The sequence below is a fragment of the Candidatus Dormiibacterota bacterium genome, from assembly GCA_035635555.1.
Taxonomy (GTDB): domain Bacteria; phylum Acidobacteriota; class Polarisedimenticolia; order Gp22-AA2; family Gp22-AA2; genus Gp22-AA3.
In genome coordinates, this window is sequence record DASQAT010000021.1 from 1 (window position 1) to 16,891 (window position 16,891).

11 protein-coding genes are annotated in these 16,891 nt (G+C 68.4%); 6 read left to right on the plus strand and 5 right to left on the minus strand.

The window, feature by feature from the left end:
• Window positions 1-220 (plus strand): hypothetical protein (locus VEW47_05460; protein ID HYS04623.1); only part of this gene is annotated, 220 nt, incomplete at its 5' end.
• A 38-nt stretch (window positions 221-258) separates the two neighbouring features.
• On the opposite strand, the gene VEW47_05465 is transcribed toward VEW47_05460, so the two are convergent.
• Window positions 259-4,245 (minus strand): FG-GAP-like repeat-containing protein, encoded by a 3,987-nt coding sequence (locus VEW47_05465; protein HYS04624.1) that lies wholly within the window; start codon window positions 4,243-4,245, stop codon window positions 259-261.
• Window positions 4,246-4,414: 169 nt separating this feature from the next.
• On the opposite strand from VEW47_05465, the gene VEW47_05470 reads away from it, so the two are divergent.
• Window positions 4,415-6,439 carry a M13 family metallopeptidase gene (locus VEW47_05470; GenBank protein ID HYS04625.1) on the plus strand — a complete coding sequence of 675 codons (2,025 nt, stop codon included), beginning with the start codon at window positions 4,415-4,417 and terminating at the stop codon, window positions 6,437-6,439.
• A 64-nt stretch (window positions 6,440-6,503) separates the two neighbouring features.
• On the opposite strand, the gene VEW47_05475 is transcribed toward VEW47_05470, so the two are convergent.
• Window positions 6,504-7,880, minus strand: coding sequence for a DUF6600 domain-containing protein (locus VEW47_05475; protein HYS04626.1), 1,377 nt, complete (start codon window positions 7,878-7,880; stop codon window positions 6,504-6,506).
• A gap of 189 nt (window positions 7,881-8,069) precedes the next feature.
• On the opposite strand from VEW47_05475, the gene VEW47_05480 reads away from it, so the two are divergent.
• On the plus strand, window positions 8,070-9,002 hold the full coding sequence (locus tag VEW47_05480) for a proline dehydrogenase family protein (GenBank protein ID HYS04627.1): 933 nt from the start codon (window positions 8,070-8,072) through the stop codon (window positions 9,000-9,002).
• Between the two features lie 17 nt (window positions 9,003-9,019).
• Here VEW47_05480 and VEW47_05485 read toward each other — a convergent pair whose 3' ends face one another.
• On the minus strand, window positions 9,020-11,593 hold the full coding sequence (locus VEW47_05485; GenBank protein HYS04628.1) for a protein kinase: 2,574 nt from the start codon (window positions 11,591-11,593) through the stop codon (window positions 9,020-9,022).
• Between the two features lie 145 nt (window positions 11,594-11,738).
• Here VEW47_05485 and VEW47_05490 point away from each other — a divergent pair, with 145 nt between their 5' ends.
• Window positions 11,739-12,200: a hypothetical protein gene (locus tag VEW47_05490; GenBank protein HYS04629.1), complete on the plus strand. Its 462-nt coding sequence runs from the start codon at window positions 11,739-11,741 to the stop codon at window positions 12,198-12,200.
• On the plus strand, window positions 12,197-12,520 hold the full coding sequence (locus VEW47_05495; protein HYS04630.1) for a hypothetical protein: 324 nt from the start codon (window positions 12,197-12,199) through the stop codon (window positions 12,518-12,520). The genes VEW47_05490 and VEW47_05495 overlap by 4 nt, the downstream gene beginning before the upstream one ends.
• On the opposite strand, the gene VEW47_05500 is transcribed toward VEW47_05495, so the two are convergent.
• Both VEW47_05500 and VEW47_05505 read right to left on the minus strand, forming a co-directional pair.
• Window positions 12,456-13,082 (minus strand): bifunctional 4-hydroxy-2-oxoglutarate aldolase/2-dehydro-3-deoxy-phosphogluconate aldolase, encoded by a 627-nt coding sequence (locus VEW47_05500; protein ID HYS04631.1) that lies wholly within the window; start codon window positions 13,080-13,082, stop codon window positions 12,456-12,458. The genes VEW47_05495 and VEW47_05500 overlap by 65 nt on opposite strands.
• A gap of 12 nt (window positions 13,083-13,094) precedes the next feature.
• Entirely contained in the window at window positions 13,095-14,384 is a 1,290-nt protein-coding gene (locus VEW47_05505; protein ID HYS04632.1) for a glycosyltransferase, read from the minus strand.
• Between the two features lie 114 nt (window positions 14,385-14,498).
• Between VEW47_05505 and VEW47_05510 the strand changes: the two genes are divergently transcribed.
• Window positions 14,499-16,826 (plus strand): protein kinase, encoded by a 2,328-nt coding sequence (locus VEW47_05510; GenBank protein ID HYS04633.1) that lies wholly within the window; start codon window positions 14,499-14,501, stop codon window positions 16,824-16,826.
• Window positions 16,827-16,891: the final 65 nt, after the last annotated feature.

The window sequence follows — 16,891 nt, forward strand, 5'->3', positions numbered from 1 at the left end:
CCTGCGGCGCCGTACCTGGTGCGTCAGCAAAAGACGCCTGTGGCTGCAGGCCCACCTCGCCATCGCCACGCTGTGGTCGAACTTCTGCCGCGGCATCACCAACCGCACCGGCACCACCCCGGCCCAGGCCGTCGCCATCGCACCGAGACGGTACCGCCCTGAAGAGGTCCTCGCCTGGAGGCAGGACTGGGGCGCTCTCAGCCCGCCCATCGACCCATGACTCACCCCGGTCAATCCGCACGCTTGTCGGGCATTTTCCTATCTCTTTCGGGGTCCGTCCGGACCGGCGGGACCGGCCGCCGCAGCCGGTTCGGCGTAAGGCTCCGGCTCGCCCGGCAGCGGCACGCCTTCCGTCCCGTAGCCGCTTGCGCCGGCAGAGTCGTGGTACTGCACGAGGTAGAAGAGGGCCCGGCCCGGCGCGGGCCTGGGCTGCGCGAAGTCTTCCTCCCACGCGGTCCCGGACATGGAGCGCGCCAGCAGACTCACCGAGCCGAGCGTGATCCGGGAGCCGCCGACGGCGAGGCTTCCCACGTCTCCCGAGAGGAGATCGTACGAAAGCGCCCCCGGCACCTGGTTCCAATAGACCTGCACCAGCCCGGCTGGCCCTCCGGGGGCGAGCCGCAGCTGCACCGGCTCTGGACCGTTGCCGAGATCGTGCGGCACCGTCACGACCGCCAGGGCCGAGCTGCCGTTGCCCGATGCGTCCGTCGCTGCATAGATGATCTGGTACGTCCGCCCCGTTCCGTCGGCCGATCGCTCCGCGCGCAGCAGGAGGCCGGTCTCTCCGGTCAGGGCGATGTCGCCGGTCGTCCGCCCGTCCCCCTCGCCCGGCGCGTCGTCCGGCTCGCTGCTCTGCACATCGACCAGGCGCGCGCGGGGGGAGGGATCGCATCGATCGGCCACCTGCCAGACCGCCCGCACGGGAACGAGGCGGTGATTGGGCGGCCAGAGGAGCGCCGGGTCGGCCGCGAGGGTCAGCACCGGCGGGGCCGTGTCCCTTACCGTGATCGCGACGGTTCCGGTGGAGGTCGCGCCGCCGAGACCGGTGACCCGCAGCGTGACCGCGTTCGGGCCCAGCGGCAGGGCCGCCTGGAGGACGGGGCCGCTGCCCAGAAGACGCTCGGTCGGCTGGCCGAAATTGGTGAACCAGTCGTAGGAGGTGATGACCGCTCCGGAGCCGGGCGGGCCGGAGAGGCTGCCGTCGAGCGTGACGGTGGACGCGCCGGCGGCCTGGCATTCCACGCTCGAGGGGGCCTGGATCACGCACGTCGGGGCCGGCAGCGGGCCTATCGTCATGCGCGACTCCCCCTGGTGGAGGAAGGGCCCGAACCGCGTCGCGGGGAGAGTCGTTCCGTTGTCGGCCATGAGGTAGAGCTCGTAGATCCGACCTGGGACGAGCGACGAGATGTCCAGATCGGCCGGGAGGCCGGGGCTGTCTTCGTACGGCACGCTCAAGGCCAAATCATAGGGGACCGATGCCTGGAGACCGTCGACGGTGGCGCCGAGCAGCAGGAGATCCGAGGAATCGGCGGGGATCTTGATGTTGCGGGCGCAGATTCGGGCGGGATAAGTCACGCCGGCCAGATCGAGAGACGGGACGAACGGAGACTCGGGGTGGTGGCAGGTGCCGCGGGCGATCAGAGTGTCGGCCTGCCCGTCGTGACAGGCGTAGCGAGAGTCCAGGTCGAACGCGAAAGCACCGCTCGCGTCGAACGAGAAGCCGAGGCCCTCCCCCTGGATTCGTCCGGTGTACCCCGACTGGCTGCAAGGGTTCGTGAACTGGGCCCGGTTGGGGATGCCGATTTCGCGGTAGGAATCGATCTCCACCGAGCCTGAGAGAAGGAGTCCCTGCGGGTCCTTCGCGAAGGCGAAGACTTCCAGGACGTCGCCGCCGTCCTGGAGAATGTCCTGAAGGGTCAGTCCCGGCTGGCAGGCATCCCCCGCGCCGTCGCCGTCGTTGTCCTCCTGCGCCGGGTTCGCGATCGAGGGGCAGTTGTCGCAGGCATCCCCCCGGCCGTCCGTGTCCTCGTCCTCCTGCCCGGGATTGAGTGTCGCGGGGCAGTTGTCGCAGAGATCTCCCGCGCCGTCCCTGTCCGCATCCGGCTGGTCCGGGTCGGACAGGGAGGGGCAGTCGTCGCAGGCGTCGCCGACGCCGTCGTGATCCTGGTCGGTCTGCAGGGGATTCTGTTTGAACGGACAGTTGTCGGTGGGGCAGAGGTTGGCCGGGAAACCCGGGTTGCCGAGACCGTCCCCGTCCGTGTCGGTGCAGGTGTCGGTGGCATCGGGGAGCCCGTCTTCGTCGCGGTCGCCCGCGCGCCCCTGGTTGATCAGGGTCATGTAGCGTTCGCCGTGGGTGAAGAAGTCCCCTTCGGTCCCGACCGGAGGTGTCGTGCCGTCGGTGAGATGGATGTCCAGATGGTGCCGGTCCTGGTCGTTCAGCGGTGGAAGAGGGATGCTCTTCGGAAGACCCGCCGTGAATGGGAACTCGTAGACCGGCCCCGCGGGTGTCGTGAACTGGACCAGGCTGAGATCGAAGTAGTTGACCAGAAGGTCGAAGCGGTCGTCGCGGTTCACGTCGTTGATGGCGCAGACCTGGATCGGCAGCGGCACGCCGAAGAGATTGAGTCCCGTCGCCCCCGAAGACGAGGGCTCGGAGCAGGCTCCCAGGCGGAGCAGGTATCTTTCGGTTGCGCCGCAGCTCAACCCGATCTGGGTCGTCGCGGAGAAATAGTCGAGGAGCATCGGCGCTCCGTAGAAGCCATAGGAATAGGCCACGCCGCCACGCCGATCGGGGAAGAGGAACCCCTGGTTGCAGCCGGGCAGGCGGTACAGATCCTGGAGCAGGGTCTGGGGTGGCTTGGTCGGATAGATGCGCAGCGTTCCCTGGAGCGGGTCGTCCTGCGGATCCCGGACGAGGACCGAAACCTCGAGATTCTCTCCGCCGTCCTCCTGCACCTCCGCCGAACCCAGGAGCGGCTGGCAGGTGTCTCCAAAGTCGGCGCTGCAGTTGTCGTCCGAGCAGATGTTGATCGGAAAGCTGCTGTCCCCCAGGCCGTCGCCGTCGCTGTCGGTGCACGTATCGATGCCATTCGGCACGCCGTCGCCGTCGAAATCGAAGGAGGTGACGAGGTCGAGCATTACGCTCACGCTGTGCGACAGAAAGCCGGAGGCGGCCAGGTCGGGGGCCCCGTCGCCGTTGAAGTCGGCGACGACAGCGCGAACCGGATCGGCCCCTGTCCGGATGCGCACGGGCAGGGCGAACGAGCCGTTTCCGCGGCCCGGAAGGAGGGAGATTTCACCGCTGACAGCGCTCGTAACCGCCAGATCGAGATTGCCGTCCAGGTTGGGATCGGTGACGACGAGATTCACCGGCCTGATACCGGCCTCGAGGATCGCGCTCTCGCGGAAGGTCCCGTCCCCCCGGCCTGAAAGAATCAGGACGTCGCCTGTGTCCGCGACGGCGAGATCCTGCGTGCCGTTCTCGTCCCAGTCGCCGACGACGATGTCCAGAGGCGGATCTCCGTCGCCGTAACCGCGGGAGAAGGCGAAGGTGCCGTCCCCCTGACCCAGATAGACGAAGACCTGGCCCATGAAGCCACCGCCGACGGCCAGATCGCTTCGCCCGTCCCGGTTGAAATCGCCCACGGCCACGCCGACAGGGTTGTACCCGACCGCGTGGTCGTCGGCCACCGAGAACGTCCCGTCGCCGCGGCCGAGCAGGATCGAGACCGTCCCGGTGCCGAAGCTCTGGGGGCTGCTGACGACGGCCAGGTCCAGTCTGCCGTCCGAGTTGAAGTCGCCGCTCGCGAGGGACGTGGCCGGGTCCCCCAGCGACATGCGACCGAGGGTGCGGAACTGGCCGTCGGGGGTGCCGAGAAACACCGACAGACCGTTGACCTCGCCGTTCACCACCGACAGGTCCGGCAGGCCGTCCGAGTTGAAATCGCCGGACAGCATCTCGCCGGGAGCCGCGCCGCTCTGCAGCCGCGTGCGCAGCTCGAACGTGCCGTCGCCGTGTCCCGAGTAGATCCAGACTTCCCCCCCGTACGTGTTCGAGATCGCCAGGTCGTTCTTCCCGTCGCGATCGAAGTCGGCAGCGGCCAGGCCGGTCGAATAGAAGGTGTCCGGAAAGGGGGGGAGCACCTTGAAGATTTCGTTGGGAGCGGCCAGGGCGGTGCCGGCGACGCAGAGAGCGACCAGGAACAACAACAACAAGATGACACGGGCAGGAAGCGGGTGCGGCATGCTGCCTCCGGAATGGTGTTCCCTATACGCCCACGATCGGCCGGTGTCCACCTCTTTCTGCGCGCGAGGGTTGTCTCCGCAACGGAGTTGGGCCAGAATGCGCCCGGAACGGAAGAGGCCGCGTCCACCTGCCGGGCCGGCGAACCATCCATTCAGGGGAAGGATCGACATGCGAAGCACGAGGGTCTTGCTGCTTCTGGCGCTTGTGTGCCTGCCGGCGTTCGGCGACACGGATCATCTGCGCGGCGTGTACGTGTCGGACATGGATCGAAGCATCGATCCGTGCGGCGACTTCTACGACTATGCGAACGGCGCCTGGCGCGCCGCCAATCCGATCCCCCCCTCGATGACGCGCTGGAGCCGGCGCTGGGCGGCGGGGGAGACGGCCAAGGACCAGCTGAAGACGATCCTCGACGAGGTCTCCGTCAGGAAGGACTGGACGAGAGGGAGCGTCGAGCAGCAGATCGCCGCCTACTACGGCGCGTGCATGGACCAGACGCGCATCGACGCGCTGGGGCTGACGCCGATCAAGCCGCTTCTGGCCGACATCGACGCCATGAAGGGGCCGGGGGACGTCCAGAGGATGATCGCGCGCTTCCACGAGATGCAGATCTTCGTCCCGTTCGGGCTGGCGTCGAACCCGGACAATCACGACCCGACCCGGGTCGTCGCCAACCTCTACGCCTCGGGGCTCGGCCTGCCGAACCGGGATTATTACTTGAAAGAGGAAGACCGGTTCAAGGAGGCCCGCGACAAGTACCGAGCGCACGTCGCCCGGATGTTCGTGCTGGCGGGATCCGACGAGGCCAGGGCGAAGTCCGCGTCGGAGAGCGTGTTCGGCTTCGAGAAGAAGCTGGCCGAAGCCTCGCTCGACAACGTGGCGCTGCGCGATCCGCAGGCGACCGATCACACGACGAGCTTCGCCGATCTCAAGAAGCTCGCGCCGCATTTCGACTGGAACGCCTACTTCACGAAGGGGGGACTGTCGAAGACCGACCTCAATGTCCGGGAGCCGAAGTTCCTGCAGGAGGTCGACCGCCAGATCGCCTCGACCCCGCTGCCGGAGTGGAAGGTCTACCTGAAATGGCAGCTCATCAACGCGGCGGCGCCCGCGCTGTCGGCCCCGTTCGTCGAGGAGGACTACGCGTTCTTCGGCAAGTACCTGAGCGGTGCAAGCGAGATCAAGCCGCGCTGGAAGCGCTGCGTCGAATCGACCGACGCCGGCCTGGGCGAGGCGCTGGGGAAGAAGTACGTCGAGCGCTACTTCCCGCCGGCCGCCAAGACGCGCATGCAGGAGCTGGTGAAGAACCTCCTGGCCGCGATGCACGAGACCATCGACGGACTGGCCTGGATGGGCTCCGATACCAAGAAGAAGGCGCTGGAGAAGCTCGCGACCTTCAATCCGAAGATCGGCTACCCCGACAGGTGGAAGGACTACAGCAAGGTCGAGATCCGCCGCGACGCCCACTGGTCGAACGTGGTCGCCGGCCGGAAGTTCGCCGTGCGGGACGACTGGGCGCAGATCGGCAAGCCGGTGGACCGCGGCCGCTGGGGGATCACGCCGCCGACCTCGGACGCTTATTACAATCCGCTCCTGAACGAGATCGTCTTTCCCGCCGGCATCCTGCAGCCGCCGGCCTTCGACATGAACGCGGTAGACGCGGTGAACTACGGCGCCATCGGCGTCGTGATCGGGCACGAGATCAGCCACGGCTTCGACGACCAGGGCTCGCAGTACGACGCGCAGGGACGGCTGTCGAACTGGTGGACGCCGGAGGACCTGAAAAAGTTCCAGGAGCGCACGCAGTGCGTCGTGGACCAGTTCGAGGGGTATTTCATCGAACCGAACATCCACCACAACGGCCGGCTGGTGCTGGGGGAATCGATCGGCGACCTGGCCGGCGCGAAGATCGCCCACCTCGCCTACGAGATCTCGCAGCGCGGCAAGCCGCCCGCCGCGGCCCTCGACGGATTCACGCCGGAGCAGCAGTTCTTCGTCGCCTGGGGTCAGTTCCGCGGCGACGAGATCCGTCCCGAGACGCAGCGTCTGATGGTGCAGAGCGATCCGCATCCGATCGCCAAGTACCGCGTCATCGGGCCGGTCTCGAACCTGGCGGCGTTCCAGGAGGCGTTCGCCTGCATGGACGGAGCGCCGATGGCCCGCGGGGCGGTGGCGAGGTGCGACGTCTGGTAGGCGCAAAAAACCCCGCCCGTGGCCTCGCGGCCCGCGGGCGGGGTTCCTGTTTTACGTCGGAAATCTATGGATTGGAGTCCGGCTTGTCCTTCTTCTTCTCGTCGGAGTCCTTTCCGTCATCCTTCTTTGGCGCGTCCTGCTTCGGCTTGTGGCCCCTCGCGTCCGCCTCACGGGCCGCCTTCCCCTTGTCGTTCCCGTTGTCCTTCTCGACCTGCCCCTTCGGCGGCTCCGATCGGCCCGGCGGCGTCGTGACGCCGCGCTGATCGCCGGGGGATGAATTCCCCGGACGGGTCTGGGCGGGCGGGGCGGGTGGGGCGTCCGGCCCGGACGGCTGGTTCGTCACGGCCGGCGGCTGGCCCGGCGCCGAGGGGGGTGCGGGTGGCGCGGGGGGTGGGGCCTCCTGCGGCGAGCGGCGCGGTCGCCCGCGTTCCGGGTACTCCTCGCGTCCGCGCCCCTGCCTGTCCTGCCCGCGGTTCGTCGAGGGAGGCTCGGGTGGCGGGGGCGTCTGCGTGTTGGTCGCGGGCGGAGCCGAGGGGGGCGCCGGCGGCTCGGGGCGCGAATCGCGCGTGCGGTAATCGCGCTGCCGGTAACGGTCCTCATCGTGCCCCGGCGGATCGGTGCGCCCCTGGGAGTTGCGGCCGCGGGGTGGATCGTGGCGGAACACGACGAAGTCGCTCCCTCTCACCTTGCCGCCGCGCGGTGTCGCGACATCGTCCGACTCGGAGATGTGGTAGCGCGGAATCGTGTGCCCCGCCGCCCGGCCGATCCTTTCGACCTGCACTCCGTTATTGACGACGCGGTTGTCGATGTAGGTGTAGTTGGTCACGTTCCTGGTGACCTGGATGAGGGTGACGTTGCGCGACGTGGGGACGATGCGTGAGCGAAGTCCGGGGTCGACCAGGTAGCGCGAGCTGGTGAAGCACCAGGAGGACGGCGCTATCGTGACGTTGAGGCTGGCCCAGTCGAGCTGGATGCCGGCCTGGACGCGGACCTGCCAGGGAAGCGGCGCCCAGCCGACGTAGCCGCCCCCTTCGTGCCAGGCGACCCAGGCGGGGCCCCACTCGGTGCCCGGGACCCAGACCCAGCCGTAGGACGGGTCCTGGTTCCAGCGACCATAGTGGTAGACCGCCCAGCCCCACTGCTCGTCGGACGACCAGGTCCAGCCGTAGTCGGTGAACACCCAGTGGCCGAGCTGGTACGGACGCCAATCGGCCTGGACGCCGTAGGGCGACCAGACCCAGCCGGGGCCCGAGACCTGGACCCACCGGCCATACGGAGCCAGATCGTCGTAGAAGGGCTCGTCCGATCCGCCCGCCGGCTCGGCGACGGGAGAAGGCTGCCCCATGGAGACTGTCTGATGATACGGGTAGGTCGTGACGCAGCCGATCGCGGCGGCGCAGCCGACAAGGACGATCCCGATCCCCCACAGCTTCATCTTCATATTTGATCTCCTCGAATCCGGTCTCCGGACGTCGTGGCCGCCTCGTCGCGAGTGGCGGCGATCTCGTTGGAATATAGATGTTGGGATCGAGGGAGGCACGCGAATTCGCCGACGGGTTTCTGACGCGCGCGAGGCGCCGGCGTGCGGCCTGTGGACAGCGACGCATCGGTTTGCTTATCATCGCGTCCCATGGGTCTGATGCGGAGTGCGTTTCTCGCAGGATCGCAGAGCCGCTGGCTGCGCGAGCGGGCCGTCAAGTACCGGTTCGTCCACAGGGCCGTCTCCCGCTTCATGCCGGGGGAGGATCTGAACGCGGCCCTCGCCGCGGCGAACGACCTGAAGCCGAAGGGGATCGGTTCGGTCTTGACCTACCTCGGGGAGAATGTGAAAGACCTCAAAGAGGCGCAGCAGGTCGCGCGCCATTACCTCGAGGTCCTGGCGCGTTCCAAGGAGGCGGCCCTCGACGCCGAGATCTCGGTCAAGCTCACCCAGCTGGGGCTCGACCTCGGACCCGCCGCCTGCGAAACCGGTCTCATGACTCTCCTCGAGCGCGCGGCCGCGAGCGCGACCTGGGTGTGGATCGACATGGAGTCGAGCGCCTACACCGACTCAACGCTCGACATGTACAGGCGCGCGCGGGCGCGCTTCGCGAACGTCGGCGTCTGCGTGCAGGCGTACCTGCGCCGCACGGAGCAGGATCTGAAGACGCTCATTCCCCTGGGCGGGGGACTCCGTCTCGTCAAGGGGGCGTACCGGGAGCCGCCCGACCGGGCGTACCCGAGCAAGCGCGACGTGGACGCGAACTACTTCTCCCTGGCCACCCGGCTTCTCGGTCGCGACGCCCGCCAGGCCGGCGTCCGGCCGATCTTCGGCACGCACGATCCGGTCCTCATCAGGCGTATCGAGAAGGCGGGGCGGGAGGCGAACCTCAGACCGCAGCAGCTGGAGTTCCAGATGCTCTACGGGATCAGGCGTGACGAGCAGACGCGTCTCGCCGCCGCGGGGCACCGGTTCCGGGTGCTGATCAGCTACGGCGACGCCTGGTTCCCGTGGTACATGCGCCGGCTGGCCGAGCGGCCCGCGAACGTCCTGTTCGTGGTGAAGAACCTGTTCGCGAACTGAGGGCGGCGCTATCTCTCTCAGCGCAATCCTTCGACGAGGAAGAGCGTCGAGAGGAACCGACGGTAGCTGTACACATACGTGCGGGCGTCGCCGGACAGAAACACGAATGATGTGTCGACCAGTCCCGCCTTGTCGGCGGGCATGAGGGTCTTCCAGGCGGTCCTTCGGCCCGTGGCCGGGTCAAGGCGGTCGACCCGGACTCCGGGCGGCGTCCGGGTGAAGACGAAGAGCGAGCGCCCGTCCTGGCTCCACATCACCGGGAAGTCGCCGGACAGGGAAACGGCGATGGGCCGGGGCTCACCTCCTCCAACCGGAAAGATCTGAAGTGGACCGCCGTTGATCGCCGCCGCCACGGATGCACCGTCCGGAGTGACGGCTCCGGCGTAGCCGGCCCCCTCGGGTGTGATCGGTTTCGGGGTCCCGCCCTCCCCCTCCATGACGTACTGCCGCTGCAGGTGACCCTTCTCGGAAGCCGTGACCAGGAGCCGCCTGCCGTCCGGGAACCAGCGGACCGTGAGGATCGCGAATCCCGGAAGACGCAGGGTGCGCGCCTCACCCGCGCCGCGCGGCACAAAGTCGATCCTGTCGGTTTCGCCGAGCGAGAAGGTCGCGGCCCATTGCCCGTCATCCGAAAGGGCAGCCGCCGCACCGTCCCCCAGCCGTACGGCGGGGGAACCGTCGGTGTTCCTCAGGTAGACGGAATAATCGGGCCCCGCGCCCTGGCCCTCCTCTTCGAACAAGACCCAGCGGCCGTCCCTGGAGAGGTCGCCCGGGCGCGACCAGTCGAGCCAGGAGAGGTCCCGCTCGGTCTCATCACCCGGGCGCGTCCCGAGAATGCCGCGCCGGCCGTCGTTGCGCACGACCAGCGCTTTGCCGGACGCCGAGACGTCCGCAACGGAAATGTCCCCCGGTGCGGCGTCGACGACCCGCGTGCGCCCCTGGAGGTCGACACCGTACAGAGAATGTCGAGAGCCAATCGGGCAGACGCTCACCCAGATTTCGTCGTCCGAGGGGGACCACGCGAGGCCCGCCGTGGAGGGAAACGCCTCGGTCAGGAACCGGACCTGGCCCGACAGGTCGACCACGGCGACGCGTCCGCGGTCGTCTCCGAAGGACGGGTGATCGATGAAGGCGATGCGCTTGCCGTCGCGCGAGAAGCGGGGCGAGCTGAGCCAGGTCTCCGTCTCGTATAACACCTTGCCGGCCGGGTACTCCAGGCGATAACGCCCGCTGACCGTGCGCGCCACGGCGAGGCCCTGTCCATCGGGCGACCAGTCGGCGTCCTGGACGTCGCTCAGCACCTGGCGGGGGACGCCACCGGACAAGGGGGCCCGCGCCAGCGTGCCGGAGCGCATCCACCCGGTCGTGAAGCGCGGGTCGAGAAGGAGCGCCATCTCGCCCGACGCGGACACGGAGAGGATCTCGCCGGACGGCAGGCCGAGCGCTCTCGATTCGGGGCTGCCGGGGCGGGTCGAGAACAGCTCGGCCGGATGGCCGTCCCAGGAGGCGGAGTAGATGACCGTCCCGCCGTCCGGCGAGAAGCGCGCCGAGAAGATGCTTCCCTGGCGGAAGGTCATCTGGCTGTAGGTCGCGGCTGCCGCGGGCGTCCGCGTCCTGAGACCGGCGTAATAAGCGGCAGCCAGGGAGAGCACACCAAGCCCGAGAGCGAGGACGAATCGCGCGCGCGGCAGGCGGTAGCCCGGCCGCACCCCCTGACGCAGCGCGGCCGGGGCCGGAGTCCCCGACAGCGACTCGAGGTCGAACGCCAGGTCGCGCGCCGACTGGAACCGTTCGTCGGGGTTCTTCTCGAGGCAGTGCTGCACGATCCGCTCGAGCCCCGGCGGGACGTCGCGGTTGAGACGCGCGATCTCGGGCGGGTCCTCCTTGAGGATGGCGTTCATCGTCTCGATCGAGGAGGTGGCCGCGAAGGCCCTTTGCCCGGACAGCATCTCGTACAGGATGCAGCCGAAGCTGAAGATGTCGGAGCGCTGGTCGGCGGGCAGGCCGCGCACCTGCTCGGGGGACATGTAGCCGGCCGTCCCGAGCACGACCCCGGTTCCGGTGTCGGCGCGCGTCGGCGTCTGGGTCAGCGCCGCGGCGGAGTCCTCGGACCGCTCGAGCTTCGCCAGGCCGAAATCGAGGATCTTGATCCGCCCGTCGGTGGTGAGGAACAGGTTTTCCGGCTTGAGATCGCGGTGGACGATCCCCTTCTGGTGCGCCGCCGCCAGCCCCTGCGCGATCTGCCGCGCGTAGTCCACCGTCTTGCGGACGGGAAGCGATCCGCCGGCCAGCCGGACCCGGAGGGTCGTGCCTTCGAGCAGCTCCGCCACGACGTAGGGGGTCCCTTCGTGGGTCCCCGTGTCGAACACGGCGAGGATGTTCGGGTGGTTGAGCTGACCGGTGGCGCGCCCCTCCTGCTCGAAACGGCGTAGCCTCTCGGGATCGGCGACGAACGAGGCCGGCAGCACTTTCACCGCCACCTCGCGCGACAGACGCGCGTCGCGGGCGCGGTAGACCTCCCCCATCCCCCCGGCGCCGAGCGGGCCGAGGATCTCGTAGGGGCCGAGCTTCGTGCCCGGTGTCAGCGGCATGGCGGCGGGAGGATATCCTGCCTCGCGCCGTTCGATCCAGCCCGGGAGGGACGCCTCAGGGCGCGGGGACACCGGACCGGGGGGCGACCGAGGCTCCTGCAGGCCTTGCGGGGGACGTGACGATGAGTATATATTGGTATATACCATGCTGCTGCTGCGCGTCGCCCGGGCGTTCCATCGCACCCGCGTGCCGTACGCCCTGGTGGGTGGCTACGCAGTCGCCCTGCACGGTGCCGTGCGGGGCACGGTCGATGTCGACCTGGTGATCCGGTTGCGCGAGGGTGATTTCCTGCGGGCCGAGCGCGCACTCTTGTCCCTGGGGCTCCACCCCAGGCTGCCGGTCACAGCGTCCGAAGTCTTCCGTTACAGGGAGGAGTACATCCGGAACCGCAGCCTGACGGCGTGGTCCTTCGTCAACCCGGCGCTCCCCTCGGAGATCGTGGATGTAATCCTCACCGAAGACCTTGCGAGGATGAAGGTCAGAAGGATCAGGGTCAGGGGTCAGACCGTGCGCGTCGCTTCCATCGAGGACCTGATAAGGATGAAACGATCGAGCGGCAGGCCGCAGGATCTCGAGGACGTCGAGGCGCTGCGGAGACTCCGATGAAGGGGGCCCCCGGCAGGCCCGTGCAGTACTTTTCGGACGAGTACCTGGCGCGCTGCCGGGAGATGTCGCCGGACGAGATCGTCGAGTTCCTGGAGAATTTCCGTCTGCTCCGCGGGGGAGAGCCCCTCTTGAGCCGGCTGATCAGCCTCAAGGTGCCGCAGGCGCTCCTGGATGCCTTCAAGCAGGGATGCCGGCTCGCGGGAGTGCGTTACCAGACGCAGATCAAGAGTCTCATGAGCGACTGGCTGCGGACCGTCAGCGCACCGCGGCGAGCAGGGCGCGGGCGCGCTCCTCGATCCGTTCGAAGCGGCCGGCCTTGAGGTCGTCGGCGTCGAACAGGGCGTGCGTGAATCCGAGGGCGTAGGCACCCGCGTCGAGCCAGGCGCGCGCATTGGCCGCGTCGACACCCTGGGTCGGGACGATCTTCAGAAACGGCAGCGGGCCGAGACAGGCGCGCACGTAGGCGGGCCCGTTGCCGGGGGCGGGGAAGAGCTTCTGCAGGGGAGCGCCGGCCCGGTGCGCGGCGAGCATCTCGGTCGGCGTGTGGCAGCCCGGGATGACGGCGACTCCCTCGGACAGCCCGGTGGAGATCACCTGCGGGTCCATGACGGGCGACACCAGGAACCGCGCCCCGCGCTTCACGGCGGTGCGGGCCTCGTCGCTCGTGAGGACGGTACCGGCGCCGACGATCAGGTCCGGGCGGCTGGAGAATTCCTCGACCAGGTCGAGCGCCCCCGGGATCGTCAGGGTGAACTCGACGATCCGGAAGCCGCCGCGCACCGCCGCCTCCATGGCGGAGACGGCGCTGTCGCGCGAGGAACATCTCAGGATCGCGGACGCCCTGACCTCTCCCAAAAGACCAACAAACTTTTCGGGCTTCATGACCGATCCATTCTACTCTCTCTGCCGCACGAGCCCGTCGATCAGCCGCGCCGCCTTCGTGCGGCCGTCGGCTGCCTGCATGTGGGCGCTCAGACTATGGAGGCGGTCCTGCATCGCCGTGTCGGCGAGCAGGGTCTCGATCGCCGCGACCAGCCCGGCGTCGGTCCAGGTGTAGCGCGGCAGGCGGAGACCGTAGCCGGTCTCCTGGACGCGCGTGGCGTTGTCGAGTCCGTCCCAGCAGAACGGCAGGATGAGCGACGGTTTTCCGAAGTAGAGCGCCTCGTTGAAGGTGTTGTTGCCGCCGTGGTGCACGACGACGTCGGAGTGCGGCAGCACCGCGGGCTGCGGGAAGAATGCCTCGACGCGGACGTTCCCCGGCAGATTGGTGTAGGCGGGGAGGTAGTCCCCGACGCTCACGAGCGCGCGGTACGGCAGCCTGCCTAGAAGGAGGATCAATCGCTTGTAGAGATCGACATCGGCCGCACCCAGGCTGCCGAAGCTTACGTAGAGGAGCGGCCGGTCGTCGTGCCGCGCGAACCGCGGGACCACGTACTCCCCTTCTCCCCGCACGCATCCCTCGAGGTACTGGAAGCGGGCGGGATCAAGAGGATACCGGCGCCTGTAGGCGAGCGGCTCCGGATAGAGCAGCAGATTCAGGTGCGGCGAGGTCTCGAAGAACTGCCCGGGCGGGTAGGACGACAGGTCGAGCGAGACCAGGAAGCCGTTGAAACGATCGTGGCACGGCCGGATGAGGCGCTGGAACTCGGCCTCGAACGCCTCGCTGCAGCGGCGGTCGGCGGCACCGCATCCGGACAAATGCGGCGGGATGTCGGGGTCGGGGATCTCGTTCTCGCTGCACGAGATGATCCGGATCCACGGGCAGCCGGCCCGGGCGATCGCCGGAAACAATATGATGTTGTCGACGCAGACCAGATCGGGCCGGATCTCCTGCAGGACCTGCCGCAGCTCGCGCTCGACGTAGACGGCGCTGTCCACCACCGCCTCCCACACCGGCACGACGTAGGTGGCGATCTGCTCGATCGGAGGGAGCCGGAAGTGCGGCAGGTGCGAGGCGATGAAGTCCTTCCAGAACTGGCTGACCCGGAGCGCGTCCATCGGCTCGGACATCGCCACCAGGCGCTCTTCGAACCCGTATTTCGAGAACACCCCCGCGAACGATCGGTCGGCGACGAACACCGGCCGGTGACCGAGGTCGCGGCAGGCCTGGGCGATGCCGACGCAGTTCAATGCGGGGCCGAAGGCGGCCTCGGGAAAAAAGACGATCGTCCTGGGCTGGCGCACGGCCGCTCCGAGTCTTTCCGACGGGGCCCCTGATCATAGCGCTTGTGCGCTCTCTGTCGTAAGATCCGGGGCGCGCCATCGCCGGCTCCGTTCGAAACCCGGCCATATCCGCACATGGACCTGAAGCCCGGACAGACACTGTCGCACTACCGCCTGGTCAAGGAGATTGGGCAGGGCGGGATGGGTGTGGTGTTCGAGGCGCTGGACGTGAGCCTGGGGCGGCACGTCGCGCTGAAGACGCTGCCGCCGGGCGTGGCGGCGGACGGGGAGCGGCTGCGGTGGTTCCAGCAGGAGGCGCGGGCGGTCGCCGCCCTGAACCATCCGAACATCGTGACGATCCATTCCGTGGAGGAGGCGGACGGAGTCCACTTCCTGACGATGGAGCTGATCGAGGGGGCGACGCTCGACGCGTCGATCCGGCGGGGCGGAATGCCCCTCGGGGACTTCTTCGACGTCGCGGTGCCGCTGGCGGAGGCGCTGAGCGCGGCGCACGAGAAGGGGATCGTGCACCGGGACCTGAAGCCGGCCAACGTGATGGTCACACGCGAAGCGAGGGTGAAGGTCCTCGACTTCGGCCTGGCGAAGCTGTGGAAGCAGGGAGCGCCGGCCGAGTCGGAGCCGACGCGGACCGTGAGGCCGGAATCGGGCCCGAGCGGGACGGTCCCTTACATGTCACCCGAGCAGCTGCAGGGGAAGGAGCCGGACCAGCGCTCGGACATCTTCTCTCTCGGGATCATCCTGTACGAGATGGCGACGGGAGAACGCCCGTTCAAGGGCGGGAGCCCGGCGGAAGTGTCGTCGTCGATCCTGCGGGACACGCCCCGGCCGATCGTCGAGCTGCGCCGCGGTCTTCCCGACCTGCTCGGCCGGATCGTGCGGCGCTGCCTGGAGAAGGATCCCAGAAGGCGCCACCAGTCGGCGCTGGATGTGCGCAACGAGCTGGAGGAGCTGCGCGAGACGGCGGATGTCGCGGGCCCGACCGGTGGCGCATCGCGCCAGGAGCCGTCGCCCGCGGGCGGGGACGCCAGGGCGGGCGGCCGGCGCGCGTCCAGCTACGTCGTCGCGGGTGTGGCGGCGCTGGCCGTCATCGCGATCGGCCTCGCGCTTCTTGTCCGCGGCCGGAGCGGTCCCCCGGCGCCGCGTGGCGGCGCGTCTCCCGCCTCCATCGCCATCCTGCCGTTCGACAACATGAGCGACGACAAGGAGAACGAATACTTCAGCGACGGCATCACCGAAGAGCTGATCAACGCGCTCGTCAAGGTGAAGGGGCTGAACGTGCCGGCGCGGACCTCGGTGTTCGCGCTGAAGGGAAAGAAGATGACGGTGCAGGAGATAGGCGAGAAGCTCGGTGTCGACGCCGTGGTCGAAGGGAGCGTCCGCAAGTCGGGCGACACGCTGCGGATCACGGCGCAGCTCATCAACGTGGCGGATGGCTACCACCTGTGGTCGGAGAGCTACGACCGGCAGATGAAAGACGTGTTCGCCATCCAGGACGAAATCTCCCGGAGCATCGTGCGGGCCCTGCAGCTGACGCTCACGCCGACCGAGCAGCAGGCGCTGCAGAAGGCGCCGACCAGCGACGTCCAGGCCTACGACTACTACCTGCGCGGCCGCAAGCTGTTCTACCTGGCCGGCCGGAAGAACTGGGAGTCGGCCCGGGCCATGTTCTCGCGGGCGATCGAGATCGATGCGCGCTACGCCCTGGCCTACGCGGGGGTCGCCGACGCCTCCGCCATGCTCTACAATTTCGCAGACAGCAGCGAGAAGAATCTGGAAGAGGCGCGCGGCGCCAGCGCCAAGGCGCTGGAGCTGGCCCCGGACCTGGCCGAGGCGCACGCCTCGCGAGGCAACGCCCTGTCGTTGGGCAAGTCGTACGCCGAGGCAGAGCAGGAGTTCGAGACGGCGATGCGGCTGGATCCGAAGCTCTACGAGGCCCCCTATTTCTACGCCCGCACCTGCTGGATAGAGGGGAAGCTCGAGAAGGCGGCGCAGCTGTTCGAGCTGGCGGCGGATCTCCGCCCGGAGGACTACCAGTCACTGTCGCTCCTGGCAGTGGTCTTCAATGCGCTGCACCGGCCCACGGACGCCCTCGCGACGCACGAGCGGTGCCTTGCGGCGATCAAGCGCCAGCTCGAGTCGAACCCGGACGACGTCCGGGCGATCTACATGGGTTCGAGCGACCTGCTGGCGCTGGGTCGAACCGAGGAGGCGCTGAGCTGGGGCGAGCGCGCCCTGGCGATCGACCCGCACGACCAGGCCACGCTCTACAACGTCGCCTGCCTGTACGCGAACGCCCGGCGCTTCCAGAAGGCGGTCGATCTTCTGGAGCAGGCCGTCGACGCCGGGTTCGCGCAGAAGCAATGGATCGAGCACGACGGCGACCTCGACCCGCTGCGCAACGAGCCGCGCTTCAAGGCGCTCCTGAAGCGGATGAAGAAATAGGACCGGCGCCTTCCCCGAAAGACCCCGCCCGCAGTCTCGCCCAGCGAATTCCTCCGTCCCCGGGG

Bases quoted from the DNA above. Each gene is read 5' to 3' on its own strand.
- VEW47_05465 (HYS04624.1), bottom strand. From the start codon at position 4,245: ATGCCGCACCCGCTTCCTGCCCGTGTCATCTTGTTGTTGTTGTTCCTG.
- VEW47_05470 (HYS04625.1), top strand. From the start codon at position 4,415: ATGCGAAGCACGAGGGTCTTGCTGCTTCTGGCGCTTGTGTGCCTGCCG.
- VEW47_05475 (HYS04626.1), bottom strand. From the start codon at position 7,880: ATGAAGATGAAGCTGTGGGGGATCGGGATCGTCCTTGTCGGCTGCGCC.
- VEW47_05480 (HYS04627.1), top strand. From the start codon at position 8,070: ATGGGTCTGATGCGGAGTGCGTTTCTCGCAGGATCGCAGAGCCGCTGG.
- VEW47_05485 (HYS04628.1), bottom strand. From the start codon at position 11,593: ATGCCGCTGACACCGGGCACGAAGCTCGGCCCCTACGAGATCCTCGGC.
- VEW47_05490 (HYS04629.1), top strand. From the start codon at position 11,739: ATGCTGCTGCTGCGCGTCGCCCGGGCGTTCCATCGCACCCGCGTGCCG.
- VEW47_05495 (HYS04630.1), top strand. From the start codon at position 12,197: ATGAAGGGGGCCCCCGGCAGGCCCGTGCAGTACTTTTCGGACGAGTAC.
- VEW47_05500 (HYS04631.1), bottom strand. From the start codon at position 13,082: ATGAAGCCCGAAAAGTTTGTTGGTCTTTTGGGAGAGGTCAGGGCGTCC.
- VEW47_05510 (HYS04633.1), top strand. From the start codon at position 14,499: ATGGACCTGAAGCCCGGACAGACACTGTCGCACTACCGCCTGGTCAAG.